The organism is Enterobacter cloacae complex sp. 2022EL-00981, assembly GCF_028737495.1.
GTDB classification, from domain to species: Bacteria; Pseudomonadota; Gammaproteobacteria; order Enterobacterales; family Enterobacteriaceae; genus Enterobacter; species Enterobacter cloacae.
The window spans coordinates 41928-67111 of sequence record NZ_JAQZRK010000014.1 but is presented as its reverse complement, the minus strand read 5'-3'; the positions used below and the strand labels follow the sequence as shown (position 1 = coordinate 67111).

Genomic DNA, 25184 nt, shown 5'->3' with positions numbered 1-25184 from the left:
AATTCTCCTTAACTATCGCCCGGACCGTCCGGTCAGCGAGGGTTTATGCATATATTTCCAGCGCTGAACGGAGCGGGGTTACGCCGAAGCGCTTGCCGAGCGCAATAAGTTCTTCGCGGGTAATGGTTTGCTTCATACCGCCCATGGAATAAACCTTTACCAGCACTTCAGCGGATTTCTCGGCGGTGTCGATCAGGCCGAAGGTTTCATCAAGCGTAGGGCCGCTGCCGAAGACGCCGTGGAACGGCCACAGCACCAGCGAATGTTTTTGCATATCTCTGGCGGTCGCCTGGCCGATTTCGTCGGTGCCCGGTACCATCCACGGCAGAATGCCGACCCCGTCCGGGAAGACCACCAGACACTCGGTGCTGCCTTCCCACAGCTTGCGGGTGATGAAGTCAGAGCTGTTTTCCAGCACATAGGTCAGGGCGATCAGGTTGGTGGCGTGGCAGTGCATGATCACGCGGTCTTTGCCGTCAGTCGCCCTGATGCGCTCGCAGTGGGAGAGGAAGTGTGCCGGCAGTTCAGATGTGGGTACCGCCTCATCGGTCAGGCCCCACAGGATGTGGTAGCCCGCGCCGTCGCTGTCCACTTTCACCACGCCAAGGTTGGCCTCAGGATCAAGCTGGACGTTACGGAAGAACTTGCCGGAGCCAGTGACGATAAACGGCGTGTTGGCGAGCAGCGGCATGGGCTGGCTCAGGGCAATATAGCGCGGCTTCTGGTGGAAATCGGCGGTGTAGGGTTCGATATCCGCGTCGTCCAGGCGCAGCGTCAGGTTGCCGCCGTTACGCTCGTCCCAGCCCTTCAGCCAGGCATCGGAGGTGGCTTTGATCATGCCCTGGACGAACCAGGAGGTGGTGATGGTCTGCATAGTTTTCTTTTCCAGTTATCGCGGTGAGGTTGAACCCCTCACCCTAACCCTCTCCCCAAAGGGGAGAGGGGATGGTTTGCTCCCTCTCCCCTTTGGGGAGAGGGCAGGGGTGAGGGGGCAGTTACCCGCGCTGACTCAGCACGTCTTTCTCATACGCCCGCACGTTTTCCAGCCACTGGCTGCCTGCCGGCGTGTCGTTACGCTGGCAGTACATCTCCCACACGGCCTGCCACGGCAGGGATTTCTGCTCTTCCAGTAGCGCCAGGCGCGCGGTGTAGTCACCGTTTGCTTCCAGCTGTTTCAGCGCTGCGGTTGGCTCCAGCAGCGCGCGCAGCAGGGCTTTTTTCATATTGCGGGTGCCGATCACCCATGCCGCGATGCGGTTGATAGAGGCATCGAAGAAGTCGAGGCCAATGTGCACGCGGTCGAAGAGGTCATGACGGATGATTTCGCTGGCAATCGCCTGGGTTTCGTCATCCAGCAGCACCACGTGGTCGCTGTCCCAGCGCACCGGACGGCTGACGTGCAGCAGCAGGCGCGGCACGAAGAGCATGGCGGCGGAGATTTTGTCGGAGATCACTTCTGTGGGGTGGAAGTGACCGGCGTCCAGGCACAACGCGGTCTGACGGCTGGTGGCGTAACCCATGTAGAACTCGTTCGAGCCGACGGTGTAGCTCTCCGCGCCAATGCCGAACAGCTTGCTCTCCACCGCGTCGATGTGGTGCGCCGGGTTGAGTTTTTCGCTGATGGCCTCATCCAGCGCGGCCAGCAGGCGCTGACGCGGGGCGAGACGGTCGACGGTGATGTCTTTCATGCCGTCCGGGATCCAGATGTTCATCACCGACGGCGTGCCAAGCTGCTCGCCAAACCAGGCCGAGACGCGCCGGCAGGCTTTAACGTGGTCGATCCAGAACTGACGGATCTCGTCGTTGGCATGCGCAAGGGTAAACCCGTCTGCGCTCAGCGGGTGCGAGAAGCAGGACGGGTTAAAGTCCAGACCCAGCTTGTTGGCTTTGGCCCATTCCACCCAGTTTTTAAAGTGCTCCGGTTTGATTGCGTTGCGCGCTACCGGCTCGTCGGACTCCAGATAGATCGCGTGCAGGTTCAGGCGTTTTGGCCCCGGGATCAGGCTCAGCGCCAGTTCCAGATCCGCACGAAGTTCGGTGGCGTTGCGCGCTTTGCCCGGGTAGTTACCCGTCGCCTGAATGCCACCCGTCAGAGAACCGCCCGGGTTCTCGAAGCCGGCGACGTCATCGCCCTGCCAGCAGTGCATGGAGACAGGCAGACGGTCGAGCTGGCGCAGCGCCGCGTCGACATCCACGCCGACGGCGGCGAAACGCTGTTTAGCCAGGTCCCAGGCTTGTTCAAGTTGAGTGGTCATGCGCAAAGCTCCTTAGTCAGTCGTTTTTGCTGAAACTGCGCCCGGTAGCGGGCAATTTCATGGCAGGGATTAGGGGTAAAGGTGGTCAGGCGGGTATTCGCGGTGACCACCGAACGGAATTCGTCGACGTCTGAAAGTTCGTCCAGAGTCATCAGTTGAATACCGATGTTGCCGAGCGTTGAGGCCTCCACCGGACCCGCCACCACGGTGATGCCGCAGGCATCGGCGCAGAGCTGGTTCAGCAGCTGGTTCTGGCAGCCGCCGCCCACGATATGCAGCTGGCTGAACGGTTTGCCGCGAAGGCTCGCCAGCTCGCTCAGAACATCCGCGTAGAGCAGGGCCAGGCTGTCAAAAATGCAGCGCGCCAGCTCGGCAGGACTGGACGGCACCGGCTGCCCGGCTTCAAAACAGGCGGCCTGGATTTCAGCGCTCATATGCACCGGATTAATAAAGCGGTCGTCGTTCGGGTTGATCAGGAACGTACAGGCCTTCAGCTTTTCGGTTTCTGCGATAAGCGCCGGCAGGTCGGAAATGTGCTGCTCTTTCAGCATTCGCTGGAGCAGCCACAGGCCCATGATGTTCTTCAGCACGCGGTAGCGGCCTTCGGCACCGCCTTCGTTAGTGATGTTCGCCGCCATTGCCGCGTCGCTGGTGTAGGGCGTTTTGCTCTCAAAGCCCATCAGCGACCAGGTGCCGGAAGAGAGGTAAGCCGCATCTTTGCTGACCAGCGGGGAGGCAATCACCGCGCTGGCGGTGTCGTGACTGGCGACAGCGACCACCGGGATTTCATTTCCCTGTGGGCAAATCCAGTAACCGATCACGTTACCCGGATGGGTAGGCGTGCCGAACCAGGAAGATGAGGCGCCTGTCCAGGCCAGCAGGGTTTCATCCCAGCTGTCGGTGTTGATGTTGACCAGTTGCGTGGTGGTGGCGTTGGTGTATTCCCAGTTCATGTTGCCGGTCAGCCGGTAGCTTAAGTAGTCCGGGATCAGCAGCGCGTGCGCCACCTTTTTGACCAGCTCCGGCTGCTGCTCAACCAGCGCGCGCAGCTGATACAGGGTGTTAAAGGGCAGAAACTGAATGCCGCTGCGGCCATAGATGTTGTCCTTGCCAAGCTGCGCGATGGCGTGTGCCATCAGCCCGTCGGTGCGGCTGTCGCGATACGAGACGGGCAGGCCGACGCGGTCGCCGTGGCTGTCGAGCAAAACGTAGTCCACCCCCCAGGTATCAATGCCGATGCTGTCGATGCGTATCCCGTCATTGCAGACGTTGTTCAGCCCGGTGCGGATCTCCGCTTCCAGGGCATCAATATCCCAGGTATCAAAACCGTCCTGTTTTTGCAGGCAGTTGGCGAAACGGTGCATTTCGCGAAGCGTAAGTGTGTGCTGGCCGCAGTCCCAGGTGGCGAGCATTACGCGGCCGCTGGATGCGCCTAAATCGACAGCCACACAATGGCGAAAAGTCATGGTCAGGTCCCTTCTTAAGTCATTGGTGTTGAGTGTAAAAAAGGGAAGAAAAGACCACCTTCTCGTCACTGACAGCCCGAATCTCGCGCTGGCAAGAAAGCAAAGATGAACGTGAGGGAGTTCACAATTTCCAGTCAGGGCGGGGTTTTCGGGCAATGTGACGCTGACCGCATTTCCCGATTTTTCCGTCTGTTTCTTGAAAAATGGACAGCTTTTGCGACGTTTGCTGTCAAAAATTTAAGGTGAGTGTGGAAGGCCTTAATTACTATTTTGAGAACTTTTCTCATTGGTGGGGGCCGTTATGACCGTACTGCACAGCGTCGATTTTTTCCCGTCGGGAACGTCTCCGGTCGCGATTGAGCCACGGCTCCCGCAGGCTGCGTTTCCTGAACATCATCATGATTTTCATGAAATTGTGATTGTCGAGCATGGGACAGGCATTCATGTCTTTAACGGTCAGCCGTACACCATCAGCGGCGGTATGGTGTGCTTCGTGCGCGATCACGACAGGCATTTGTATGAACACACCGACAACCTGTGTCTGACCAACGTGCTCTATCGTTCGCCGGACGCGTTCCAGTTTCTGTCGGGGTTGAATAAGCTCCTGCCTCAGGAGCAGGATGGGCACTACCCGTCTCACTGGCGGGTGAATCAGTCCACGCTGCAGCAGGTGCGCCAGCTGGTGAATCAACTGGAGCAGAGCGAGGACGGGCAGGAGACCCATGCCATTGCCACCCGCGAGCTGCTGTTTATGCAGCTGCTGGTGCTGCTGCGTCGCAGCTCTCTGGTGGAAGGGCTGGCAAATAACGACGCGCGGCTGAACCAACTGATGGCCTGGCTGGAGGACCATTTCGCCGAGGATGTGTGCTGGGAAACGCTGGCGGATGAGTTTTCGCTGTCGTTACGCACGCTCCATCGTCAGCTCAAGCAACACACCGGGCTGACGCCCCAGCGCTACCTCAATCGCCTGCGCCTGATTAAAGCGCGTCATCTTTTACGTCATACCGATGAAAGCGTCACGGATATCGCCTATCGCTGCGGTTTCGGCGACAGTAATCACTTTTCGACCCTTTTTCGCCGCGAGTTTAGCTGGTCGCCGCGCGATATCCGTCAGGGGAAGGATGCTTCACTCCAGTAACGCGAAGGCAATCACCGTTTTATTGCCGCAAAAAGGCTAATAATGTCCGGTTATTCACCGTAGAGGTTGTGGTGTGGCCGCTCAGTTAATTCTTCGCAAAGATGATTTTTTTGCCTCCGCGAGTCAGGCCGTCGCGGTGGCCGACCGCTACCCGCAAAATGTCTTTGCCGAGCATACCCATGAATTTTGCGAGCTGGTGCTGGTGTGGCGCGGCAACGGCTTACACATCCTCAATGACAGGCCCTACCGCATTACGCGTGGCGATCTGTTTTATATCCGCGCCGAAGACAAACACGCCTACGCCTCGGTTAACGATCTGGTGTTGCAGAACGTGATCTACTGCCCGGACAGGCTCAAACTGAACGTCGACTGGGCGGCCCATATCCCCGGTTTTCTCAATGCCAGAGGCGAACCCCACTGGCGCTTGAGCAGCAGCGGCATGGCACAGGTGCGCCAGACGATCTCCCAGCTGGAGCAGGAGAGCCAGAAGCACGATCCGGTGGCAAACCCGATGGCGGAACTGCTGTTCGCCCAGCTGGTCATGACCCTCAAACGCCATCGTTACGCTACCGATAACCCCTCCGCGACCGTTCAGGAAGCGCTGCTGGACAAGCTGATCGCCCGGCTTGCGGGCAGCCTGAACAAAAGTTTTGTGCTGGAAAAGTTCTGCAAGCAGGAGCAGTGCAGCGAGCGCGCGCTGCGCCAGCAGTTCCGCACCCAGACGGGGATGACGGTGAACCACTACCTGCGCCAGCTGCGCATCTGCCACGCCCAGTATCTGTTGCAGCATACGGAGCTGATGGTCAGTGAGGTGGCGATGCGCTGCGGGTTTGAGGACAGTAATTACTTTTCGGTGGTGTTTAACCGCGAGGTGGGGATGACGCCGGTTCAGTGGCGTCATCGCAGTCGAAAGGCAGCGTAATCAGTTCGCCATGCCGAGGCCGACAATGTTAGCGGCAATGATGATCACCACGCAGCCCAGGCTCAGGACGCCCACCGGACGACGCCCGGCGTTATTCCACTCCTTCAGTACCAGCCCAACCAGTCCGCCACACAGTACGTAGAAGCTCATGTGCAGCATCCAGCTTATGTAGTCGTACTGCGGTGGAATGCTGGCGTGACCCCAGGCGTAGAAAAAGAACTGCAGATACCACATGAGGCCGCCCAGCATCGACAGCAGCACATTGGTGATGATTAAGGATTTTGCCAGTGAGAAATCGGCTTTTACCGACAGATCCTTCACTTTTGCCAGACGAATGAAGCAGAAGCCGAGGTTTACCAGCGCGCCGCCGCCCATGATCACCACGTAGCTTGGCAGCGCCACGTACAGCGGGTCGACGCCCAGCGCGGCGGCCGCTTCGTGCATAGGTTTTGCGGCGTTCATGGCGAACGACATGCCCGCCGAGAAGATGCCGCACATCACTGCCAGCAGCAGCCCTTTCTTCAGGTTAAAGTCCTCGGCTTTGATGCCCATCTTGCGCTCTTTCAGCTGACCCGCACGGGTGACGATACCCACGCCGATCACCGCGACAAGCACGCCCAGCAGCGTCATCTGCCCGCCTTTGGTGTTGAGCAACACATCGACATTGCCGTTAAGAATGGGCGTCATCAGCGTGCCGACGATCAGGGTAATGCCAATTGCGATGCCGATACCCATCGACATCCCGAGGTAGCGCATGGTCAGGCCATAGTTGATGTTGCCGATGCCCCACATCGCACCGAACAGAAACACCGGCAGCAGGGTGGAGGCACTGAAGGAGGTGAAGTAGCCCCAGAAATCCGGGAGCAGCATGGCGCTAATGGTCCAGGGCAAAATCAGCCAGGAGACGGTACCGCCAACCGACCACATGGTTTCCCACGACCACCCTTTCACCTTTTTGAACGGGGCATAGAAACAGGCTGCACTGGCTGCGCCTATCAAATGCCAGAAGATACCCATCGTAATCGCATGATTCATTTTTACGTCCTCATCGTTTTTATAGCCGGTGGCTTCCCCCCGACTTGATGAGTGTAAAAATTAGGCGGTTCAGGAACCTTCAGAAGGTTGCCGCACTTTGGTTCTGGATGGCAATCAGCACGTTAACCGGGTGAGCAGACTCACAATTTTGTCATTTGGCAAAACCCGAATAACCTTATAAAAACTACGGCATTGATAATCATTTTCAATATCATTTAATTAACTATAATGAACCAACTGCTTACGCGGCATTAACAGCTGTGCCGCCCGACACTAATGGAGAGGATTATGAGTTATACACTGCCATCCCTGCCGTATGCCTATGACGCACTGGAACCGCATTTCGACAAGCAGACGATGGAAATCCATCACACTAAACACCACCAGACCTATGTGAACAACGCGAATGCTGCGCTGGAAAGCCTGCCAGAGTTCGCTAACCTGCCTGTTGAAGAGCTGATCACCAAACTGGACCAGCTGCCAGCGGACAAGAAAACCGTACTGCGTAACAACGCGGGCGGCCACGCAAACCACAGCCTGTTCTGGAAAGGCCTGAAAACCGGTACCACCCTGCAGGGCGACCTGAAAGCGGCTATCGAGCGCGACTTCGGTTCTGTTGATAACTTCAAAGCGGAATTCGAAAAAGCGGCTGCGACCCGTTTCGGCTCTGGCTGGGCGTGGCTGGTTCTGAAAGGTGACAAACTGGCGGTCGTTTCTACCGCAAACCAGGACTCCCCGCTGATGGGTGAAGCGATCTCTGGCGCATCCGGTTTCCCAATTCTGGGTCTGGACGTGTGGGAACATGCTTACTACCTGAAGTTCCAGAACCGTCGCCCGGACTACATCAAAGCCTTCTGGGATGTGGTGAACTGGGACGAAGCTGCAGCGCGTTTCGCCGCGAAAAAATAAGGTTGCATTGACGCCTGTGAGAAGCGAGTCTGTTGACTCGCTTTTTTTGTATCTGAAGGAGTAGAGATGCATTACCCGGTGAATGTGTTTACAGGCAAGGTAAGGGAATACGACGGCAGCCGCCCGAGCGCCATCGCCAAAATGCAGGTCGACGGAGAGCTGACGTTAACCGAGCTCGGGCTTGCGGGCGACGAGCAGGCCGAGAAGAAAATCCACGGCGGGCCCGAACGCGCGCTGTGCCACTATCCGCGCGAGCATTATCAATACTGGATAACCGAATTCCCTGAACAGGCGGACCTGTTCGTCGCCCCCGCGTTCGGTGAGAATCTCTCCACCGAAGGGCTGACGGAGAAGAACGTCTTCATCGGTGATATTTTCCGCTGGGGTGATGCCCTGATTCAGGTAACGCAACCGCGCTCGCCATGCTTCAAGCTTAACTTCCATTTCGGCATTAACGACATGTCCGCACGGCTGCAGAGCGCGGGCAAAACCGGCTGGCTGTACCGGGTGGTGCTGGCGGGGCAGGTGTCTGCGGATGCGCCGCTGGAGCTGGTGTCGCGCCTGAGCGATGTGTCGGTGTATGACGCTTGTGCCATTGCCTGGCATATGCCGTTTGATGACGAGCAATATCATCGGCTGCTGTCGGCGGCAGGGTTATCCACCAGCTGGACAAGAACGATGCAGAAGCGGCGTAATAGCGGGAAGATCGAGAGTAGTTCGCGGAGATTGTGGGGAAAATAGTCCCCGTAGAGAGTAGGCCGGGTAAGGCGAAGCCGCCACCCGGCATTTTTGCCTCTGCGCCTGTTATTGCCCGGTGGCGCTGCGCTTACCGGGCCTACAATACAGTGCCAGAGGGAAACTACGAACGCTTATACAACGGCAGCCACAGCGTTAACCGCAGCCCGCCCAACGGACTGTCGTCGGCTTTCACCCAGCCGCGATGCTGCTGCATAGCGGTTTCAACAATCGCCAGACCCAGCCCGGTACCGCCAGATTCACGGTCCCGCGCCTCGTCGGTGCGGTAGAACGGACGGAAAATCTGTTCGCGATCTTCCGGGCTTACGCCTGGACCATCGTCATCCACAATGATGGTGATACCGTCTTTATCCACCGAGAAGGCCACCTCAATCTTCGTATGCGAATAGCGCAGGGCGTTACGCACGATATTCTCCAGCGCGCTCTCCAGCGTGTTTGGGTTACCGTACAGCGGCCATGGCCCCGGCGGGAAGTTGACGGTGAACGATTTACCCATCTGTTCCGCTTCGAACGCCGCGTTGTCTAACACTTCATGCCACAGCTGATTGGCTTTCACCGTTTCGCTCACCAGCGCGTTTTTCTGCTGATTGCGCGACATCACCAGCAGATCGTTGATCATGCTGTCCAGACGCTGGGCTTCGGTTTCGATACGTTCCAGCTCTTTGCTCTCACCGCTGCGGCGACGCAGCAGTGCGGTGCCAAGCTGGAGTCGCGTGAGTGGCGTACGCAGTTCGTGCGAGATATCCGACAGCAGCCGCTGCTGTGTGGTCATCATGCGCTCAAGAGCGGTGATCATCTGGTTGAAACTGGCCCCGGCGGCAAGAAACTCCTGCGGTCCGGCTTCCAGCTCAGGGTGCTGTCGCAGGTTACCCTGCGCCACTTCGTCGGCGGCGTTTTTCAGCTTACGCGCCGGTTTCGCCAGACTCCACGCCAGCCATAACAGCAGCGGGGAACTGACCAGCATCGTCACAATCAGCAGCAGAAGCGGACGGTCAAACAGCAGGTTGATAAAATCGGACTGGGAATTGCTCGCCGGGCGAATCAAATAAAGCTGGTAGTTATCTTCCCCATCCCTGACTGAGAAAGGGCCCACCATCTCAACCCGACCATATTTTTTCTTCTGCGGATGATCGGCGTTATCCGCCTGGCCAATAAAGTTGCGGATGATCTGCATTTCATTGCGATCCGCGCCAATCACGCGGCCTTCGCTGGTCACCAGCAGCAGGCGTTGTCCGGGAGGTGCCCATTTGTCGATAGCGCGAAACAGTCTGCGCCACCACATCAAATCGTTTGGCGGATCGTTTGCCAGCTCGGCTTCTACGTGCTGCTCGATCATCACGCCCTGACGTTGCTCGCTGTCGAGAAGCTCCGTCATCTGGCGTGAGTCGAGTTTTGGCAACATCAAAACCAGCATTAAAACCAGTGCCAGCGTCAGCCAGAAGATGGCGAAGATGCGGGCGGTTAAGCTTCCTATCATGAAGCGGAAACCATCAGATAGCCGCGACCACGCAGGGTTTTAAACCACGGATGACCGTCTTTACGCTCCGGCAGTTTGCGGCGCAGGTTCGAGATATGCATATCGATGGCGCGGTCAAACGGCGTGAGGCGTTTACCCAGTACTTCCTGGCTTAAGTGTTCACGCGATACCACCTGGCCGAGGTGCTGCGCCAGCAGATACAGCAGGGTGAACTCGGTACCGGTCAGCTCCAGCGTTTCACCGTCAAAGCTTGCTTCCTGACGACCCGGATTGAGGCTCAGGGAGTCCACTTCCAGCGTCGGTGAACTGTTGTCAGTATTCTGCTGCTGTTCGCTCCAGTGGGAACGACGCAGGATAGCGCGAATACGGGCGACCAGTTCGCGGTCGTTGAACGGCTTCGGTAGATAGTCATCCGCACCCAGCTCAAGGCCGAGTACACGGTCTAGTTCGCTGCCGCGTGCGGTCAGCATGATAACGGGGGTCTGGTGTGTCTGGCGAAGCTCTTTCAGCGTATCAATGCCGTTTTTCTTCGGCATCATGACGTCGAGCAAAAGTAGATCGATGCTGTCGTCAAGGAGACTCAGCGCCTGCTCGCCATCATGGGCGACCAGAACGTTGAAACCTTCCATGTCGAGCAACTCCTTTAAAAGAGATGTGAGCTCTCGGTCATCATCAACTAACAGGATTTTATTCATTGTTTAAATACCTCCGAGGCAGAAATTACGACATCAAGGCTATCTAATCCATGACTTTACGTTGTTTTACACCCCCTGACGCATGTTTGCAGCCTGAATCGTAGACTGTCTCTCGTTGAATCGCGACATGAAAGATTTTGGGAGCAAGTGATGCGCAAAGTTACCGCTGCCGTCATGGCCTCAACGCTGGCGTTCAGTGCGTTTAGCCAGGCCGCTGTAGCTATCATCGGCGATAACGCGTCCTCACAAGAGGGCATCGCGCAGCACAGCAGCCAAAGCCATATGTTTGACGGCATAAGTTTAACCGAACATCAGCGTCAACAGATGCGAGATCTGATGCAGAGGGCACGACACGATCAGCCCCCTGTTAATGTTAGCGAAATGGAGACAATGCATCGCCTTGTCACCGCAGAAAATTTTGACGAAAACGCTGTACGTGCTCAGGCAGAAAAAATGGCACAGGAGCAGGTTGCCCGCCAGGTAGAGATGGCGAAGGTTCGCAACCAGATGTTCCACCTGTTGTCGCCCGAGCAGCAAGCGGTTTTGAACCAGAAACATCAGCAACGTATGGACCAATTGCGTAAGGTTGCACGGATGCAGCGAAGCTCAGAAACGACGCTTTTCAGTAGCAATAGCAGTACCCGTAGTAACCAGTAAACCCTGTTTTCCTTGCCATAGACACCATCCCTGTCTTCCCCCACATGATGTGGGGGTTTTTTTTGCCCTTCATTCTGATGTGTTAACCGTTTATTCATCCTTTGACTCCGTAACCTTCCGTTATACTAGCGGCATGGCATGACAGGAGTATTTATGAATCAATCCTATGGAAGACTGGTCAGCCGGGCCGCCATTGCCGCGACGGTCGTGGCCTCAAGCTTACTGGTCATCAAAATATTCGCGTGGTGGTACACGGGCTCGGTCAGTATTCTGGCGGCGCTGGTGGACTCGTTGATGGATATTGCCGCCTCGCTGACCAACCTGCTGGTGGTGCGTTACTCGCTGCAACCGGCGGATGAAGAGCACACCTTCGGGCACGGCAAAGCCGAATCGCTGGCGGCGCTGGCGCAAAGTATGTTTATTTCCGGCTCTGCGCTGTTTCTGTTTTTAACCGGCATTCAGCATCTTGTTTCGCCATCACCCATGAACGATCCCGGCGTGGGCGTGGTGGTGACGGTGGCTGCACTTATATGCACCCTTGTTCTTGTAACGTTCCAGCGCTGGGTGGTTCGAAAAACGCAAAGTCAGGCTGTACGGGCGGATATGCTTCATTATCAGTCTGATGTTATGATGAATGGCGCTATTCTTATTGCGCTCGGTCTGGCCTGGTATGGCTGGCATCGGGCCGATGCGTTATTTGCGTTAGGGATTGGCATCTATATTTTATACAGCGCTTTGCGGATGGGGTATGACGCGGTGCAATCGCTTCTTGACCGTGCGCTCCCCGACGCAGAACGCGATGAAATTTATACTATCGTGACCTCCTGGCCGGGTGTCAGTGGTGCTCACGATCTTCGTACGCGGCAGTCAGGGCCGACCCGCTTTATTCAGATTCACATAGAAATGGAAGACAACCTGCCATTGGTTCAGGCTCACGTTATTGCTGAGCAGGTGGAGCAGGCGATTTTGCAGCGTTTTCCTGGGTCAGACGTCATTATTCACCAGGATCCCTGCTCGGTTGTACCCGGTTATGTTGGGCTTTCGTAATTCGTTGTAAAAAAGTGAGCCAGGCCAGCATTTTGTGTATAAATTACCGCCATTTGGTCTGACCTGAATCAATTCAGCTGGAAGTGGTTGATATACTATTTGCAGTATTCGTTGGTCGACAAGTTTCTTCCGGCAACAGATTTCAATTTTGCATTCCTAAGTTCAGAGGTAGTCATGATTAAGAAAATCGGTGTGTTGACAAGCGGCGGTGATGCGCCGGGCATGAACGCGGCAATTCGTGGGGTTGTTCGTGCAGCGCTGACGGAAGGTCTGGAAGTTTTTGGTATCTATGATGGTTATCTGGGTCTGTATGAAGACCGTATGGTTCAGCTCGACCGTTACAGCGTATCTGACATGATCAACCGCGGTGGTACTTTCCTCGGTTCTGCGCGCTTCCCGGAATTCCGCGACGAACACGTGCGTGAAGTGGCTATCGAGAACATGAAAAAACGCGGCCTCGACGCACTGGTTGTTATCGGTGGTGATGGTTCGTACATGGGTGCAAAACGTCTGACTGAAATGGGCTTCCCGTGCATCGGTCTGCCTGGCACCATCGACAACGACATCAAAGGTACTGACTACACCATCGGTTACTTCACCGCCCTGGGTACCGTTGTGGAAGCGATTGACCGTCTGCGTGACACCTCTTCTTCTCACCAGCGTATCTCCATCGTTGAAGTGATGGGCCGTTACTGTGGTGACCTGACCCTGGCTGCGGCTATCGCGGGCGGTTGTGAGTTCGTCGTGGTTCCGGAAGTGGAATTCAGCCGTGAAGATCTGGTTGCAGAAATCAAAGCCGGTATCGCCAAAGGTAAGAAACACGCCATCGTCGCGATCACCGAGCATATCTGTGACGTTGATGAGCTGGCGAAGTACATCGAAGCAGAAACCAAACGCGAAACCCGCGCGACCGTTCTGGGTCACATCCAGCGTGGTGGTTCCCCGGGTCCATACGACCGTATCCTGGCTTCCCGCATGGGGGCGTACGCCATTGAACTGTTGCTGCAGGGTCACGGCGGTCGTTGCGTCGGTATTCAGAACGAAAAACTGGTTCACCATGACATCATCGACGCCATCGAAAACATGAAGCGTCCGTTCAAAGGTGACTGGCTGGACTGCGCGAAAAAACTGTACTGATCGGTGTTTGTATTGTGCCGGGTGGCGGCAAGGTAAATGCAAAACGGTAACCCCAGGGTTGCCGTTTTTTATGGTTGCGCCCTCTCCCGTGGGAGAGGGTTGGGGTGAGGGCATCAGGCCACTCATCCACTTTTTTATTCCTCAAAGTTATAGCCAATCTTTTTTTATTCTTTAATCATCAATTCCGTTTCTGGCACGCTGCATTCATCAAAACACTACATATGAGAGCTGGGCGATGAATAATTGGGGCGTGGGTTTAACATTATTGCTGGCATCGACCAGCGTTCTGGCTAAGGACATCCAGTTACTGAACGTGTCATACGACCCGACGCGTGAGCTGTACGAGCAGTACAACAAAGCCTTTGCGGCACACTGGAAACAGGAAACGGGCGACAACGTGGTGGTTCGCCAGTCTCACGGCGGCTCTGGTAAGCAGGCGACCTCCGTCATCAACGGCATTGAAGCGGATGTGGTGACTCTGGCGCTGGCCTACGATGTGGACGCAATTGCCGAACGTGGCCGCATCGACAAAAACTGGATCAAACGCCTGCCGGATAACTCCGCGCCATATACTTCGACCATCGTTTTCCTGGTGCGTAAAGGCAACCCGAAACAGATCCATGACTGGAACGACCTGGTTAAACCTGGCGTATCGGTCATCACGCCGAACCCGAAAAGCTCCGGCGGCGCACGCTGGAATTACCTGGCAGCCTGGGGCTATGCCCTGCATCACAACAATGGCGATCAGGCCAAGGCTCAGGAGTTCGTCAAAGCGCTGTATAAAAACGTTGAAGTGCTCGACTCCGGCGCGCGTGGCGCCACCAACACCTTCGTAGAGCGCGGCATTGGCGATGTGCTGATTGCGTGGGAAAACGAAGCCCTGCTGGCAACCAACGAACTGGGTAAAGACAAATTTGAGATCGTGACCCCGAGCGAATCTATTCTCGCCGAGCCGACCGTTTCTGTGGTGGATAAAGTGGTCGATAAGAAAGGGACCAAAGCGGTGGCGGAAGCCTACCTGAAGTATCTCTATTCGCCAGAAGGCCAGGAAATTGCGGCGAAAAACTTCTATCGCCCACGCGATCCGGCAGTTGCGAAGAAATACGACAGCGTTTTCCCCAAACTGAAGCTCTTCACCATTGATGATGAGTTTGGCGGCTGGACAAAAGCCCAGAAAGACCACTTCTCTAACGGCGGTACATTCGATCAGATCAGCAAACGCTAGGCTTTTGTAACGAACGACACGGTGACCCGGTGTGAGAAATCCGCCGGGTTTTTTATTTGGTCATCATTTTGCGTTACTCTTTGGCCTCTACTGAAAACAGGGAACGCATTGTGAAAAAAATTATCTTACTGATTCTGATTGTTATCGCCCTTGCCGCGGGTGGCGTGTACTGGATGAAAGCAGGTAATCCGAATGCGTTGCGTCACATCGTGCTGGACCAGTGTGTGCCGAATCAGATCCAGCACCGCAATCCGGCGCCGTGTGCACAGGTGAAACCTGACGCGGGCTATGTGGTGTTCAAGGATCGCAACGGTCCGCTGCAGTACTTATTGATGCCCACCTACCGCATCAACGGCACCGAAAGCCCACTTCTGACAAAGCCTCAAACACCGAACTTCTTCTGGCTGGCATGGCAGGCCCGTAGCTTTATGAGCATGAAGCACGGATCCGAGGTGCCAGACAGCGCAATTTCATTGACCATCAACTCACCCACGGGCCGCACGCAGAATCATTTCCATATCCACATCTCCTGCCTGCGCCCGGACGTGCGCGAGAAGCTCAATGCCGCGCAGGGGCAAATCAGCACCCAATGGCTGCCCCTTCCCGGTGGACTGGAAGGACATGAATATCTCGCTCGCCGGGTGACGGAGAACGAGCTGGTGCAGCGGAGTCCGTTTATGATGCTGGCGGAAGAGCTGCCGGAAGCGCGTGACCATATGGGGCGCTTCGCGCTGGCGATGGCCCAGCAGTCGGATGGCTCGTTTGTGTTGCTGGCAACCGAACGTAATTTGCTGATGCTTAACCGCGCGTCGGCTGAGGAATTGCAGGATCATCAATGCGATATCCTGAAGTGACCCCACCATAAATAGCGTTTACTCGTCCTGCCTGTCGCCGTAGACTTGCTGAAAAAAACGACAGGAGACAGGCATGTCGCTCTGGTTAACCCACCCTCTGTTTGTGCCCTCAGCGATCGTCGGCGTCACCATTGTGTTATGGGCGACGTCGCTATTGCCGGAATTCATTACCGCGCTGCTGTTCTTCACGGCAGCGATGACCGCCAGAATTGCCCCGCCGGAGGTCATTTTTGGCGGCTTTGCCTCGTCTGCCTTCTGGCTGGTGTTCAGCGGCTTTGTGCTTGGTGTGGCAATCCGGAAAACCGGTCTGGCTGACAGGGCTGCACGGGCGCTCTCCGCCCGGCTTACCGACTCCTGGATGCTGATGGTGGCCAGCGTGGTTCTGCTGAGTTATGCCCTGGCGTTTGTGATGCCGTCGAACATGGGGCGTATCGCGCTGCTGATGCCTATCGTGGCCGCGATGGCAAAACGTGCCGGTATTGCCGACGGGTCGCGCGCCTGGTTTGGCCTGGCGCTGGCCGTTGGTTTCGGCACCTTCCAGCTTTCGGCCACCATCCTGCCTGCCAACGTTCCCAATCTGGTGATGAGCGGCGCGGCAGAGGGATCATACGGTATTCATCTGAACTACGTGCCTTATCTGCTGCTGCACACGCCCGTGCTCGGTATTCTCAAAGGGTTGATTCTGATTGGTTTAATCTGCTGGTTATTCCCCGGCAGCCCGAAGCCGCCCAGGGATCTGGCACCCGCTGAATCGATGGGGCGAGATGAAAAACGCCTTGCCGGGCTGCTGGCGGTGGTATTGGGAATGTGGGTGACGGAGAGTTGGCACGGTGTGGGGCCGGCATGGACCGGACTCGCGGCATCGGTCATTGTGATGCTGCCACGCGTAGGTTTTATCACCGGAGAAGAGTTCTCGGCGGGGGTGAATATGCGCACCTGTATTTATGTGGCAGGCATCCTCGGTTTGGCCATTGTGGTGACGCAAACCGGTATCGGTCCGGCGGTGGGGGAGGCGTTGCTGAAGATAATGCCGCTGGACGCCGACAGACCGTTCACCAGTTTCCTGGCGCTGACCGGGATCACCACGGCACTGAACTTTATTATGACGGCTAACGGTGTTCCGGCGCTCTATACCACGCTGGCGCAGAATTTTTCAGAGGCGACGGGCTTTCCGCTATTGTCTGTCATCATGATTCAGGTGCTGGGCTATTCCACGCCGCTGCTGCCGTATCAGGCGTCGCCGATAGTGGTGGCGATGGGCTTAGGAAAGGTGCCTGCAAGGGCGGGGATGGTGCTCTGTCTGGCGCTGGCAATTGCCACGTATCTGTTGCTGCTGCCGCTGGATTATCTGTGGTTTAGCGTTTTAGGTCGTTTGTAGCGATTTTGTAGGGCGGGTAAGCGCAAGCGCCACCCGCCACAACAGCATTACGCCTGCTTAGCCGCTTCTGCTGCTTTAACGATTACCGCGAAAGCGTCAGCTTTCAGGGATGCACCGCCAACCAGCGCGCCATCGATGTCTGGCTGGGTGAACAGTTCTGCCGCGTTAGAGGCATTTACGGAACCGCCGTACTGGATGATGACCTGCTCTGCCACTTTCGCGTCGGCTTTCGCAATGTGGTCACGGATGAATTTGTGAACCGCCTGAGCCTGCGCTGGGGTTGCAGATTTGCCGGTACCGATCGCCCAGACTGGCTCGTAAGCGATAACCGCGCCTTCGAATGCTGCCGCGCCCTGCGTTTTCAGCACAGCGTCGATCTGACGTGCGCACACTTCTTCCGTTTTGCCTGCTTCGTTTTCTGCTTCGGTTTCACCGATGCACAGAACCGGGATCAGACCCTGCTCTTTCAGCACCGCAAATTTCTTCGCGATGAACTCGTCGGATTCTTTGTGGTAGGTGCGACGCTCAGAGTGGCCGATGATGATGTATTTGGCGCCGATATCTTTCAGCATTTCAGCGGAGGTTTCACCGGTGAATGCGCCAGACAGGTTAACGTCAACGTTCTGTGCGCCCAGAATGATGTGGCTGCCGTCAGCGGCACGTTTAGCCAGATCCAGGTACATATCCGGCGGAGCGATAGCAACCGCGCAGCCAGTCACGCCAGCCAGCTCTTTACGCAGGTTCGCAACCAGTTCGTTTACCATGTGGCGGCTGCCGTTCAGTTTCCAGTTACCCATCACTAAAGGATGTCGCATTTCAATTCTCCACGCTAAATAAGCGAATTAAGGAATATGGCCACCCTGACGGGCAGCATGGTCTGTGAATCAGTATAGAGATTTTCCCTCGAAAGGCTTTGCTTTTTGTCATTAATTCGCCCCTCCGAGTGTGTCAGATAGTGCCAGCTTAATCGGTTCAACAGCGAAGGTCAGGCCTTTTTCGCCGTTATCCGCCACCACATAGCGCACCGCGCCTTCGGTTTCGGTGTAATAGCGCTTGTTTTTACCCGCAACCAGCAGTTTTTGCAGCTTTTGTTGGCTCTGTTTTTTCGTCAGTGCGGGCGTAAACGCCTGCAGCACCGCGCTCATGTACTCCAGCGCCTTCGCCTTCGCGGCTTTCTGCTCTGGCCCCTGAATCGGCAGCCAGGTGATCTGCATACTTTTGATTTTTAGCGTACCGCGCTCCAGCGCAGTGGAAGCGTACAGATTTTCGTTAATCTTGCTGGCGGCACGGGTCAGGTTTGGAGTATCGCGTGCGCCATCAATGGCGCGAAATTCATCCAGCGGCAGCGTTGGATTGGTTTTGTTAAACGTTTCACGAAACTGACTGATGGACTGATCGAACGATGGCGCACCCGCCAGAAGGTAGGGCGCGGTTGTCGGAGCAGGGGGTTCGGCGGCGTGCAGGGGGAGACCGGCGCTCAGCATCGCGAAACACAGGAAAAGAAGGTGTGCCGAATTTTTCATCAACATTGTCCCTGGCCGTAAGTGCTCATGATTAAATCGATATCTGGTCGGCTTGTCAAAAGGTCACAACTCCAGGGTAAAATGCGCACGATATGATAATAAGGAACCTTACATGACCATACAGCAGTGGTTGTTTTCATTCAAAGGGCGTATTGGACGCCGTGATTTCTGGATCTGGATGGCGACGTGGATTATCGCCATGCTGCTTCTGTTTTTTGTGGCCTATAACGCATGGCTGAGCACGCAAACCGCGGCGTTTGCGCTGGTTTGTTTACTGTGGCCAACCGCGGCCGTGGTGGTGAAACGCCTGCACGATCGCGGTCGTTCCGGTGCATGGGCTTTTCTGATTATTCTGGCGTGGATGCTGGTCGCCGGGAACTGGTCAATACTTCCGTCCATCCTCCCCTGGGTGGTGGGCAGACTGCTACCGACCATTATCTTTGTGATGATGGTTATCGATCTGGGTGCGTTCATCGGCACCCAGAGCGAAAACAAATACGGTAAAGACACTCTTGAGGTGAAATACCGCTGATCACCAGTAGTGTTCGGCGGTCATATGACCCGGTCGGCGGCGAAGGTGTTTCGTCATCTGCCGGGTATCTTTCAGAAGCTGCTGAGTGTCCCGTACCATCTGCGGGTTACCACACAGCATCACGTGGCTGGTTTCGGCACGCATCGGCAAGCCAACGGCTTCTTCCAGGGCTCCACTCTCAATTAATGCCGGCACGCGGCCGGTCAGCGAACCTGCTGCCGTTTCCCGGCTCACCACGGTCTGGATTTTCAGCTTTCCGGCATACTGCCGCTCCAGCTCCTGCATCTGCGGCAGATAGCTTAAGTCTACGGCGTAACGCGCGGCATGCACCAGCACGATGTTTTTAAACCGCTCCAGGTCTTTGCCGTACTGCAGAATGGAGAGATAGGGGCCGATGGCCGTGCCGGTTGCCAGCATCCACAGGGTTTCGCAGTCCGGAATTTCGTCCAGCACGAAGAAACCTGCTGCGTCACTCACAATCTGGACATCATCACCGGGTTTAAGCGCCGCCAGGCGCGGGCTGAGTTTGCCGTCCGGGACGGTAACCAGATAGAACTCGAGATCCGGATTATCGGGCGCGTTGACGTACGAGTAAGCGCGCTGCACGCGTTCGCCGTCGATATCCAGCCCCAGTTTGGCAAACTGTCCGGCCGTAAACGGATGGATGGGGGCGTGCACGGTGAGACTAAATAGCGCATCGGTCCAGAATTTTATCTTAGTGACTTTACCTGTTACCCAGTCCGCCATGATCTTCTCCTGTGCTGTTTCTCGGATCTATCTTCCGTATTTGTGATGAAGATATCCAGCCCATTCGGGCTGGAAAGCTCTATCGATCAAACGGTTTTACAGAATGTGCGTCTGTACGTCCGGGTCTTTACGATCGAGATAGTGAATTGACTGAATGCGACGAATGGTGCGCGATTTACCGCGGATCAGCAGCGTTTCCGTGGTCGCCATGTTGCCTTTGCGGGTGATGCCATCCAGCAGATCGCCTTTGGTGATGCCGGTCGCGGAGAAAACAACGTTGTCGCTGCGGGCCATTTCGTGAAGTGCGAGGACTTTATTGGCTTCGATACCCATTGCCTCACAGCGCGCCAGCTCATCTTCGCCAATGCGGCGATTCTCTTCGTTGTCGCCTTTGACCTCATGACGGGGCAACAGGCGGGCCTGCATGTCGCCATCCAGCGCGCGGATCACCGCAGCAGAGACCACGCCTTCCGGCGCGCCGCCAATACCGTACAGGACATCCACTTCACTGTCTGGCATGCAGGTCAGAATGGAGGCCGCCACGTCGCCATCCGGGATGGCAAACACGCGTACACCCAGCTTTTGCATCTGCGCGATGGTAGCGTCGTGACGTGGTTTCGCCAGAATGGTGACGGTGAGTTCGCTCAGCGGCTTGTTCAGCGCGCTGGCGACATTACGCAGGTTCTCTTCCAGCGGCAGGCTGAGGTCGATGGCGCCTTTCGCGCCTGGACCGACAATCAGCTTTTCCATGTACATATCCGGTGCGTTGAGGAAGCAGCCTTTATCACCCACGGCCAGAACGGCCAGCGCGTTGGCCTGACCCATCGCCGTCATGCGTGTGCCTTCGATCGGGTCGACGGCGATATCCACGGCATCGCCTTTGCCGGTACCCACTTTTTCACCGATGTAGAGCATTGGCGCTTCGTCGATCTCGCCTTCGCCGATCACAATAGTGCCGTCAATATTGACCTGATTGAGGACAATGCGCATGGCATGGACAGCCGCACCGTCGGCGGTATTTTTGTCGCCACGGCCAAGCCATTTATAGCCTGCCAGGGCAGCGGCTTCGGTAACGCGGGAAAACTCGATAGCAAGTTCACGTTTCATGAGGTACTCGTGCAATCAAAAGGAATTGCACGAAGTTTATCACAGAGTGGGGATGGTGCGGTCTGAATGGCCCCTCACCCTAACCCTCTCCCCAAAGGGGCGAGGGGACTAAAAACACCCTCTCCCCTTTGGGGAGAGGGCCGGGGTGAGGGGGTGAACTGTGTATTATTCGTCGTGCTCTTCCCACGCCAGGGCGCGTTTCACCGCTTTCTTCCAGCCGCTGTAGCGGTAGTTACGCTCGGTGGTTTCGATGCCAGGGCGGAATTCACGTTCGATAACCGCTTTTTCCTGCAGCTCGTCCAGATTCTGCCAGAAGCCGACCGCCAGACCCGCAAGGTACGCCGCACCCAGCGCGGTCACTTCGCGCACTTCCGGGCGTTCCACGCGGGTGCCCAGAATGTCGGACTGGAACTGCATCAGGAAGTTGTTCGCGACCGCACCGCCGTCCACGCGCAGAGCGTGCAGACGGATGCCGGAGTCAGCCTGCATCGCTTCCAGTACGTCGCGCGTCTGGTAAGCGATAGATTCCAGGGTGGCGCGAATAATGTGGTTAGAATTCACACCACGCGTCAGGCCGAAAATCGCGCCGCGTGCATACGGATCCCAGTACGGTGCGCCCAGACCGGTAAATGCAGGTACCACGTACACACCGTTGGTATCCTTCACTTTGGTGGCGAAGTACTCGGAGTCGAACGCATCGCTGATAAGCTTCATTTCGTCGCGCAGCCACTGGATGGATGCACCCGCCATGAACACCGCACCTTCCAGCGCATAGTTCACTTCACCGCGTGGGCCGCAGGCGATGGTGGTCAGCAGACCGTTTTCTGATTTCACCGCTTTCTCGCCGGTGTTCATCAGCATAAAGCAGCCGGTACCGTAGGTGTTTTTCGCCATCCCTTCTTTAACACACAGCTGGCCGAACAGCGCCGCCTGCTGGTCACCGGCGATACCGGCGATAGGAATACGCGTGCCGCCTTTACCACCGATGTTGGTCTGACCGTACACTTCAGAAGATTTACGTACTTCTGGCAGCATAGCGCGTGGAATATCCAGCGCGTCCAGCATCTTGTCATCCCACTCCAGCGTGTTGATGTTGAACAGCATGGTACGCGAGGCGTTGGTGTAGTCCGTGACGTGAACGCGACCCTGGGTCATCTTCCAGATAAGCCAGGTATCGACGGTACCGAACAGCAGTTCGCCGCGTTTTGCACGCTCACGTGAACCTTCCACGTGGTCAAGGATCCACTTCACTTTGGTACCCGAGAAATACGGGTCAACCACCAGGCCCGTGGCGCTGCGGACGTACTCTTCCATACCGTCGCGCTTCAGCTGTTCGCAAATCTCTGACGTACGACGACACTGCCAGACGATGGCGTTATAAATTGGCTTGCCGGTTTCACGTTCCCAGACGATTGTCGTTTCACGCTGGTTGGTAATACCAATCGCGGCTATTTCATCAGAACTGATATCGGCTTTCGCCAGCACTTCGACCAGCGTGGAGCTTTGCGATGCCCAGATCTCCATCGGATCGTGCTCTACCCAGCCTGGACGAGGATAGATTTGCTCAAATTCACGCTGTGACACGCTGACAATGTTCGCGTCATGATCCATTACGACAGCGCGGGAGCTGGTGGTGCCCTGGTCGAGCGCAACGATATATTTTTTTTCGGTCATGGTGTAAGTCCCGTAGTCAGATTACAGCGAAGCTTTTTGTTGTGCGGTAGAAGTCGTCTCTTTCTCCTCGTCCACACAGGTGTCGCACGGTAAGTGGCGACCAATTAATTTGCGATAGCTAAACGCACCCAGCGCAGCCCCGACAACCGGCGCAAACAGCGGAACCAGGAAGTAAGGAATGTCTTTGCCACCGGTGAAGGCCACGTCGCCCCAGCCAGCGATAAAGGCGAACGCTTTTGGTCCGATATCACGCGCCGGGTTCATCGCGAAGCCGGTCAGCGGGCCCATGGATGCGCCGATCACCGCAATCAGCAGGCCAATCAGCAGAGGTGCCAGCGGGCCGCGCGGAATGCCGTTTCCGTCGTCGGTCAGCGCCAGGATAACGCCCATCAGAATAGCGGTAATCACCATTTCAACTGCGAACGCCTGCACAAAATTGATATGCGGGTTTGGATATGTAGAGAAGATACCTGCCAGATCCAGACTTTCGACGCTGCCGCGCACCATATGATGCGTCTGTTCGAAGTCGATGAAAAGATTGTAATAAAGCCCGTAAACTAACGCCGCTGCGCAAAACGCGCCGGCAAATTGAGAAATAATGAAAGGAACAACTTTGCGTCCGTCGAAGCACGCGAACAGCCACAGTGCGATGGTCACCGCCGGGTTAAGATGTGCGCCAGAAACCCCTGCAGTCAGGTAGATGGCCATCGCCACACCCAGACCCCAGATAATACTGATTTCCCACTGACCAAAACTGGCACCCGCCACTTTCAGTGCAGCAACACAGCCCACTCCGAAGAATATCAACAACCCGGTACCAAGGAACTCGGCAATGCACTGGCCTTTTAAGGTTGATGTCTGACTCATAATCGGAATCCTGAAGAGATTGATGTTTATTGTTAGCATGGCCGCCCGTGACAGCCATGATGTCCTGTAGACATAGTGTTAATTTATCGTTAACGAGCAAAAACGAGAAATATCGAAATCAAAATGTGTGGTCTGCGTCAATAAAATGAGCGTTTACGCGCCATAAAGCGCATTTTTGCATCAGCGCGAGAGTGTGAGCTGAATCATTTCATTAACTAATGAGTTAACAACTTAGGGGTAATTGCCGCGAACGCACCAGGACGAGGCCGAAAAGTGTTGCAAACCGCGATCTGGGCGGTGTGTCGCTGGACAGGGGCGACGGGGCTTCATACAATCGGCATAGATGTTGTGCGCGTTTACGTTAAAGCGTCGCCTTGCAATTCAGGAGAGGTAGGATCATGTCTTTAGAAGTGTTTGAGAAACTGGAATCGAAAGTACAGCAGGCGATTGACACCATCACGCTGCTGCAGATGGAAATTGAAGAGCTGAAAGAAAAGAACAACAGCCTGGCGCAAGAAGTGCAGACAGCTCAGCACGGCCGTGAAGAACTGGAGCGCGAAAACAACCAGCTGCGTGAACAGCAGAACGGCTGGCAGGAACGTCTGCAGGCGCTGCTGGGACGTATGGAAGAGGTTTAATTCCCCTGGGATTGAACTGAGTAGTCCGGGTAAGGCGAAGCCGCCACCCGGCTTTTTTATGGTTATCGCGAATGGGTAATAACCATAAAAAAGGCCGCCCAAGGCGGCCTTAACGCTACTTGTCCTGCGCTGTCGTAGCAAAAGCAAAGAACACATTGGGTTCATCACTCTTCACAACGAGTACGCTGGCGACAATGAACGCGATACATAAATAGCGTTTCATTATGCGGTCCCTGCAGCTAACCGCTCCACCGTTCACCACCGGTGATAAGTCGGTGGACACAAGCCCTGGTATTAGCCTGTTTTACGGTTGTGAATACACCTTTCCCTGGACCGATGCCCACTTGCGAGATGGCGGAAAGGGACGCTGCATCATAATAAGCAGCAACCGTGGTGTTAAGTTATTCATAAAGAATTAGGATTTTATAAAGCTTCTGAGGGGTTGCCCAAGGTTTGGACGAGAGTATGATGAAGATCCTTGGTATTAGCCTGCAAGCCTTCCCAACGGACCGCGAATCCCGAGGGACAAAAAAACCGCCACATTGCTGTTGGCGGTTTTTTTATGGCGCTCGCTTACTGTTTACTACTCAATATCCAGCGGATCTTCGGAGAGGATAATGCCGGTGTTATCGGCATAGAGATGGTCGCCGGAGAAGAAGGTCACGCCGCCGAAATTGACGCGGATATCGCTTTCACCAATGCCTTCACCTGCGGCGCCTACCGGAATGGCGGCAATCGCCTGAATGCCGATATCGAGGTCTTCCAGATCGTCCACCTGGCGGACTGAACCGTAGACCACAATGCCTTCCCATTCATTTTGCACGGCAATTCCGGCCAGTTCTGCGTCAATCAATGCACGACGTACGGAGCCGCCGCCATCAACCAGCAGCACGCGACCACGACCGTTCTGTTCGAGCAGATCGTACAGCAACCCGTTATCCTCGAAACATTTCACCGTGATGATTTGTCCGCCAAACGAAGACCGTCCACCAAAGTTGGAGAACAGCGGTTCAACGACGTTGACATCTTCCTGGTAGATGTCACAAAGCTCGGAGGTATCGTATTTCATAGGTTTAACGCTCTGTTGCTGCGAATGTGTTCAGTATATCGTGCGAAATGCGTTGTTGGCAAAATCATCAATTGTT

25 protein-coding genes are annotated in these 25184 nt (G+C 55.8%); 12 read left to right on the top strand and 13 right to left on the bottom strand.

All coding sequences use genetic code 11. The features are described 5' to 3' along the window. Positions 1–43 precede the first annotated feature (43 nt). The 3 genes from rhaD to rhaB form a co-directional block, all read right to left on the bottom strand. Positions 44–874 carry a rhamnulose-1-phosphate aldolase gene (rhaD, locus tag PUZ33_RS13810; RefSeq protein WP_023620510.1) on the bottom strand — a complete coding sequence of 277 codons (831 nt, stop codon included), beginning with the start codon at positions 872–874 and terminating at the stop codon, positions 44–46. A 121-nt stretch (positions 875–995) separates the two neighbouring features. Then, entirely contained in the window at positions 996–2255 is a 1260-nt protein-coding gene (gene rhaA / locus PUZ33_RS13805; protein WP_029882335.1) for an L-rhamnose isomerase, read from the bottom strand. Continuing rightward, positions 2252–3721, bottom strand: coding sequence for a rhamnulokinase (gene rhaB / locus PUZ33_RS13800; protein WP_058680499.1), 1470 nt, complete (start codon positions 3719–3721; stop codon positions 2252–2254). Before rhaB ends, rhaA begins: the two co-directional genes overlap by 4 nt. Positions 3722–4022: 301 nt before the next feature. On the opposite strand from rhaB, the gene rhaS reads away from it, so the two are divergent. Further along, positions 4023–4859: an HTH-type transcriptional activator RhaS gene (gene rhaS, locus PUZ33_RS13795; protein WP_023621836.1), complete on the top strand. Its 837-nt coding sequence runs from the start codon at positions 4023–4025 to the stop codon at positions 4857–4859. A gap of 73 nt (positions 4860–4932) precedes the next feature. Next, the gene (rhaR, locus tag PUZ33_RS13790) at positions 4933–5781 is read left to right on the top strand and encodes an HTH-type transcriptional activator RhaR (RefSeq protein WP_058680500.1); all 849 of its coding nucleotides are present in this window, start codon (positions 4933–4935) and stop codon (positions 5779–5781) included. Here the strand turns inward: rhaR and rhaT are convergent, their stop codons facing one another. Continuing rightward, positions 5782–6816 (bottom strand): L-rhamnose/proton symporter RhaT, encoded by a 1035-nt coding sequence (gene rhaT, locus PUZ33_RS13785; protein ID WP_013099333.1) that lies wholly within the window; start codon positions 6814–6816, stop codon positions 5782–5784. Between the two features lie 288 nt (positions 6817–7104). Between rhaT and sodA the strand changes: the two genes are divergently transcribed. Next, positions 7105–7725, top strand: a complete 621-nt coding sequence (gene sodA, locus PUZ33_RS13780; protein WP_003861999.1) for a superoxide dismutase [Mn] — start codon at positions 7105–7107, stop codon at positions 7723–7725. Between the two features lie 66 nt (positions 7726–7791). Then, positions 7792–8466: a 6-hydroxyaminopurine reductase gene (yiiM, locus tag PUZ33_RS13775; protein WP_058680501.1), complete on the top strand. Its 675-nt coding sequence runs from the start codon at positions 7792–7794 to the stop codon at positions 8464–8466. Between the two features lie 118 nt (positions 8467–8584). Here yiiM and cpxA read toward each other — a convergent pair whose 3' ends face one another. Both cpxA and cpxR read right to left on the bottom strand, forming a co-directional pair. Continuing rightward, positions 8585–9958 (bottom strand): envelope stress sensor histidine kinase CpxA, encoded by a 1374-nt coding sequence (cpxA, locus tag PUZ33_RS13770; protein WP_047023906.1) that lies wholly within the window; start codon positions 9956–9958, stop codon positions 8585–8587. Further along, positions 9955–10653: an envelope stress response regulator transcription factor CpxR gene (cpxR, locus tag PUZ33_RS13765; RefSeq protein WP_003862004.1), complete on the bottom strand. Its 699-nt coding sequence runs from the start codon at positions 10651–10653 to the stop codon at positions 9955–9957. The genes cpxA and cpxR overlap by 4 nt, the downstream gene beginning before the upstream one ends. A 150-nt stretch (positions 10654–10803) precedes the next feature. On the opposite strand from cpxR, the gene cpxP reads away from it, so the two are divergent. The 6 genes from cpxP (at position 10804) to PUZ33_RS13735 (ending at position 16951) form a co-directional block, all read left to right on the top strand. Further along, entirely contained in the window at positions 10804–11310 is a 507-nt protein-coding gene (gene cpxP / locus PUZ33_RS13760; protein WP_013099329.1) for a cell-envelope stress modulator CpxP, read from the top strand. A gap of 153 nt (positions 11311–11463) precedes the next feature. Then, on the top strand, positions 11464–12357 hold the full coding sequence (fieF, locus tag PUZ33_RS13755; protein ID WP_013099328.1) for a CDF family cation-efflux transporter FieF: 894 nt from the start codon (positions 11464–11466) through the stop codon (positions 12355–12357). Between the two features lie 174 nt (positions 12358–12531). Continuing rightward, complete coding sequence (gene pfkA, locus PUZ33_RS13750) at positions 12532–13494, top strand: 6-phosphofructokinase (RefSeq protein ID WP_013099327.1); 963 nt, start codon at positions 12532–12534, stop codon at positions 13492–13494. Positions 13495–13729: 235 nt separating this feature from the next. After that, entirely contained in the window at positions 13730–14719 is a 990-nt protein-coding gene (locus PUZ33_RS13745) for a sulfate ABC transporter substrate-binding protein (RefSeq protein ID WP_058680503.1), read from the top strand. Positions 14720–14829: 110 nt separating this feature from the next. Then, positions 14830–15573 (top strand): CDP-diacylglycerol diphosphatase, encoded by a 744-nt coding sequence (locus PUZ33_RS13740; protein WP_020686902.1) that lies wholly within the window; start codon positions 14830–14832, stop codon positions 15571–15573. 73 nt (positions 15574–15646) lie between these two features. Next, entirely contained in the window at positions 15647–16951 is a 1305-nt protein-coding gene (locus tag PUZ33_RS13735) for an SLC13 family permease (RefSeq protein WP_058680504.1), read from the top strand. A 47-nt stretch (positions 16952–16998) separates the two neighbouring features. On the opposite strand, the gene tpiA is transcribed toward PUZ33_RS13735, so the two are convergent. Together tpiA and PUZ33_RS13725 are read right to left on the bottom strand one after the other, a co-directional pair. After that, positions 16999–17766, bottom strand: coding sequence for a triose-phosphate isomerase (gene tpiA / locus PUZ33_RS13730; RefSeq protein WP_003862019.1), 768 nt, complete (start codon positions 17764–17766; stop codon positions 16999–17001). A 111-nt stretch (positions 17767–17877) separates the two neighbouring features. Further along, positions 17878–18474 (bottom strand): DUF1454 family protein, encoded by a 597-nt coding sequence (locus tag PUZ33_RS13725; protein WP_020686903.1) that lies wholly within the window; start codon positions 18472–18474, stop codon positions 17878–17880. A 112-nt stretch (positions 18475–18586) separates the two neighbouring features. Between PUZ33_RS13725 and PUZ33_RS13720 the strand changes: the two genes are divergently transcribed. Continuing rightward, positions 18587–19006, top strand: coding sequence for a DUF805 domain-containing protein (locus tag PUZ33_RS13720; RefSeq protein WP_020686904.1), 420 nt, complete (start codon positions 18587–18589; stop codon positions 19004–19006). On the opposite strand, the gene fpr is transcribed toward PUZ33_RS13720, so the two are convergent. From fpr to PUZ33_RS13700, 4 genes are all read right to left on the bottom strand, one after another. Further along, positions 19007–19753 carry a ferredoxin--NADP(+) reductase gene (gene fpr / locus PUZ33_RS13715; protein ID WP_058680505.1) on the bottom strand — a complete coding sequence of 249 codons (747 nt, stop codon included), beginning with the start codon at positions 19751–19753 and terminating at the stop codon, positions 19007–19009. 96 nt (positions 19754–19849) lie between these two features. Continuing rightward, entirely contained in the window at positions 19850–20860 is a 1011-nt protein-coding gene (gene glpX / locus PUZ33_RS13710) for a class II fructose-bisphosphatase (RefSeq protein ID WP_013099319.1), read from the bottom strand. Positions 20861–21025: 165 nt separating this feature from the next. Beyond that, a complete protein-coding gene (gene glpK, locus PUZ33_RS13705; RefSeq protein ID WP_020686906.1) occupies positions 21026–22534 on the bottom strand; it encodes a glycerol kinase GlpK in 1509 nt (502 codons plus the stop codon). 21 nt (positions 22535–22555) lie between these two features. Further along, on the bottom strand, positions 22556–23401 hold the full coding sequence (locus tag PUZ33_RS13700) for an MIP/aquaporin family protein (RefSeq protein ID WP_013099317.1): 846 nt from the start codon (positions 23399–23401) through the stop codon (positions 22556–22558). A 398-nt stretch (positions 23402–23799) separates the two neighbouring features. Here PUZ33_RS13700 and zapB point away from each other — a divergent pair, with 398 nt between their 5' ends. After that, positions 23800–24039, top strand: a complete 240-nt coding sequence (zapB, locus tag PUZ33_RS13695) for a septal ring assembly protein ZapB (protein WP_013099316.1) — start codon at positions 23800–23802, stop codon at positions 24037–24039. Between the two features lie 583 nt (positions 24040–24622). On the opposite strand, the gene rraA is transcribed toward zapB, so the two are convergent. Next, a complete protein-coding gene (gene rraA / locus PUZ33_RS13690; protein ID WP_013099315.1) occupies positions 24623–25108 on the bottom strand; it encodes a ribonuclease E activity regulator RraA in 486 nt (161 codons plus the stop codon). Positions 25109–25184 lie beyond the last annotated feature (76 nt).

Excerpts from the sequence above, each read along its gene's own strand:
- rhaD (WP_023620510.1), bottom strand. The coding sequence starts at position 874 with ATGCAGACCATCACCACCTCCTGGTTCGTCCAGGGCATGATCAAAGCC.
- rhaA (WP_029882335.1), bottom strand. The coding sequence starts at position 2,255 with ATGACCACTCAACTTGAACAAGCCTGGGACCTGGCTAAACAGCGTTTC.
- rhaB (WP_058680499.1), bottom strand. The coding sequence starts at position 3,721 with ATGACTTTTCGCCATTGTGTGGCTGTCGATTTAGGCGCATCCAGCGGC.
- rhaS (WP_023621836.1), top strand. The coding sequence starts at position 4,023 with ATGACCGTACTGCACAGCGTCGATTTTTTCCCGTCGGGAACGTCTCCG.
- rhaT (WP_013099333.1), bottom strand. The coding sequence starts at position 6,816 with ATGAATCATGCGATTACGATGGGTATCTTCTGGCATTTGATAGGCGCA.
- sodA (WP_003861999.1), top strand. The coding sequence starts at position 7,105 with ATGAGTTATACACTGCCATCCCTGCCGTATGCCTATGACGCACTGGAA.
- yiiM (WP_058680501.1), top strand. The coding sequence starts at position 7,792 with ATGCATTACCCGGTGAATGTGTTTACAGGCAAGGTAAGGGAATACGAC.
- cpxA (WP_047023906.1), bottom strand. The coding sequence starts at position 9,958 with ATGATAGGAAGCTTAACCGCCCGCATCTTCGCCATCTTCTGGCTGACG.
- cpxR (WP_003862004.1), bottom strand. The coding sequence starts at position 10,653 with ATGAATAAAATCCTGTTAGTTGATGATGACCGAGAGCTCACATCTCTT.
- cpxP (WP_013099329.1), top strand. The coding sequence starts at position 10,804 with ATGCGCAAAGTTACCGCTGCCGTCATGGCCTCAACGCTGGCGTTCAGT.
- fieF (WP_013099328.1), top strand. The coding sequence starts at position 11,464 with ATGAATCAATCCTATGGAAGACTGGTCAGCCGGGCCGCCATTGCCGCG.
- pfkA (WP_013099327.1), top strand. The coding sequence starts at position 12,532 with ATGATTAAGAAAATCGGTGTGTTGACAAGCGGCGGTGATGCGCCGGGC.
- PUZ33_RS13745 (WP_058680503.1), top strand. The coding sequence starts at position 13,730 with ATGAATAATTGGGGCGTGGGTTTAACATTATTGCTGGCATCGACCAGC.
- PUZ33_RS13735 (WP_058680504.1), top strand. The coding sequence starts at position 15,647 with ATGTCGCTCTGGTTAACCCACCCTCTGTTTGTGCCCTCAGCGATCGTC.
- tpiA (WP_003862019.1), bottom strand. The coding sequence starts at position 17,766 with ATGCGACATCCTTTAGTGATGGGTAACTGGAAACTGAACGGCAGCCGC.
- PUZ33_RS13725 (WP_020686903.1), bottom strand. The coding sequence starts at position 18,474 with ATGAAAAATTCGGCACACCTTCTTTTCCTGTGTTTCGCGATGCTGAGC.
- PUZ33_RS13720 (WP_020686904.1), top strand. The coding sequence starts at position 18,587 with ATGACCATACAGCAGTGGTTGTTTTCATTCAAAGGGCGTATTGGACGC.
- fpr (WP_058680505.1), bottom strand. The coding sequence starts at position 19,753 with ATGGCGGACTGGGTAACAGGTAAAGTCACTAAGATAAAATTCTGGACC.
- glpX (WP_013099319.1), bottom strand. The coding sequence starts at position 20,860 with ATGAAACGTGAACTTGCTATCGAGTTTTCCCGCGTTACCGAAGCCGCT.
- glpK (WP_020686906.1), bottom strand. The coding sequence starts at position 22,534 with ATGACCGAAAAAAAATATATCGTTGCGCTCGACCAGGGCACCACCAGC.
- PUZ33_RS13700 (WP_013099317.1), bottom strand. The coding sequence starts at position 23,401 with ATGAGTCAGACATCAACCTTAAAAGGCCAGTGCATTGCCGAGTTCCTT.
- zapB (WP_013099316.1), top strand. The coding sequence starts at position 23,800 with ATGTCTTTAGAAGTGTTTGAGAAACTGGAATCGAAAGTACAGCAGGCG.
- rraA (WP_013099315.1), bottom strand. The coding sequence starts at position 25,108 with ATGAAATACGATACCTCCGAGCTTTGTGACATCTACCAGGAAGATGTC.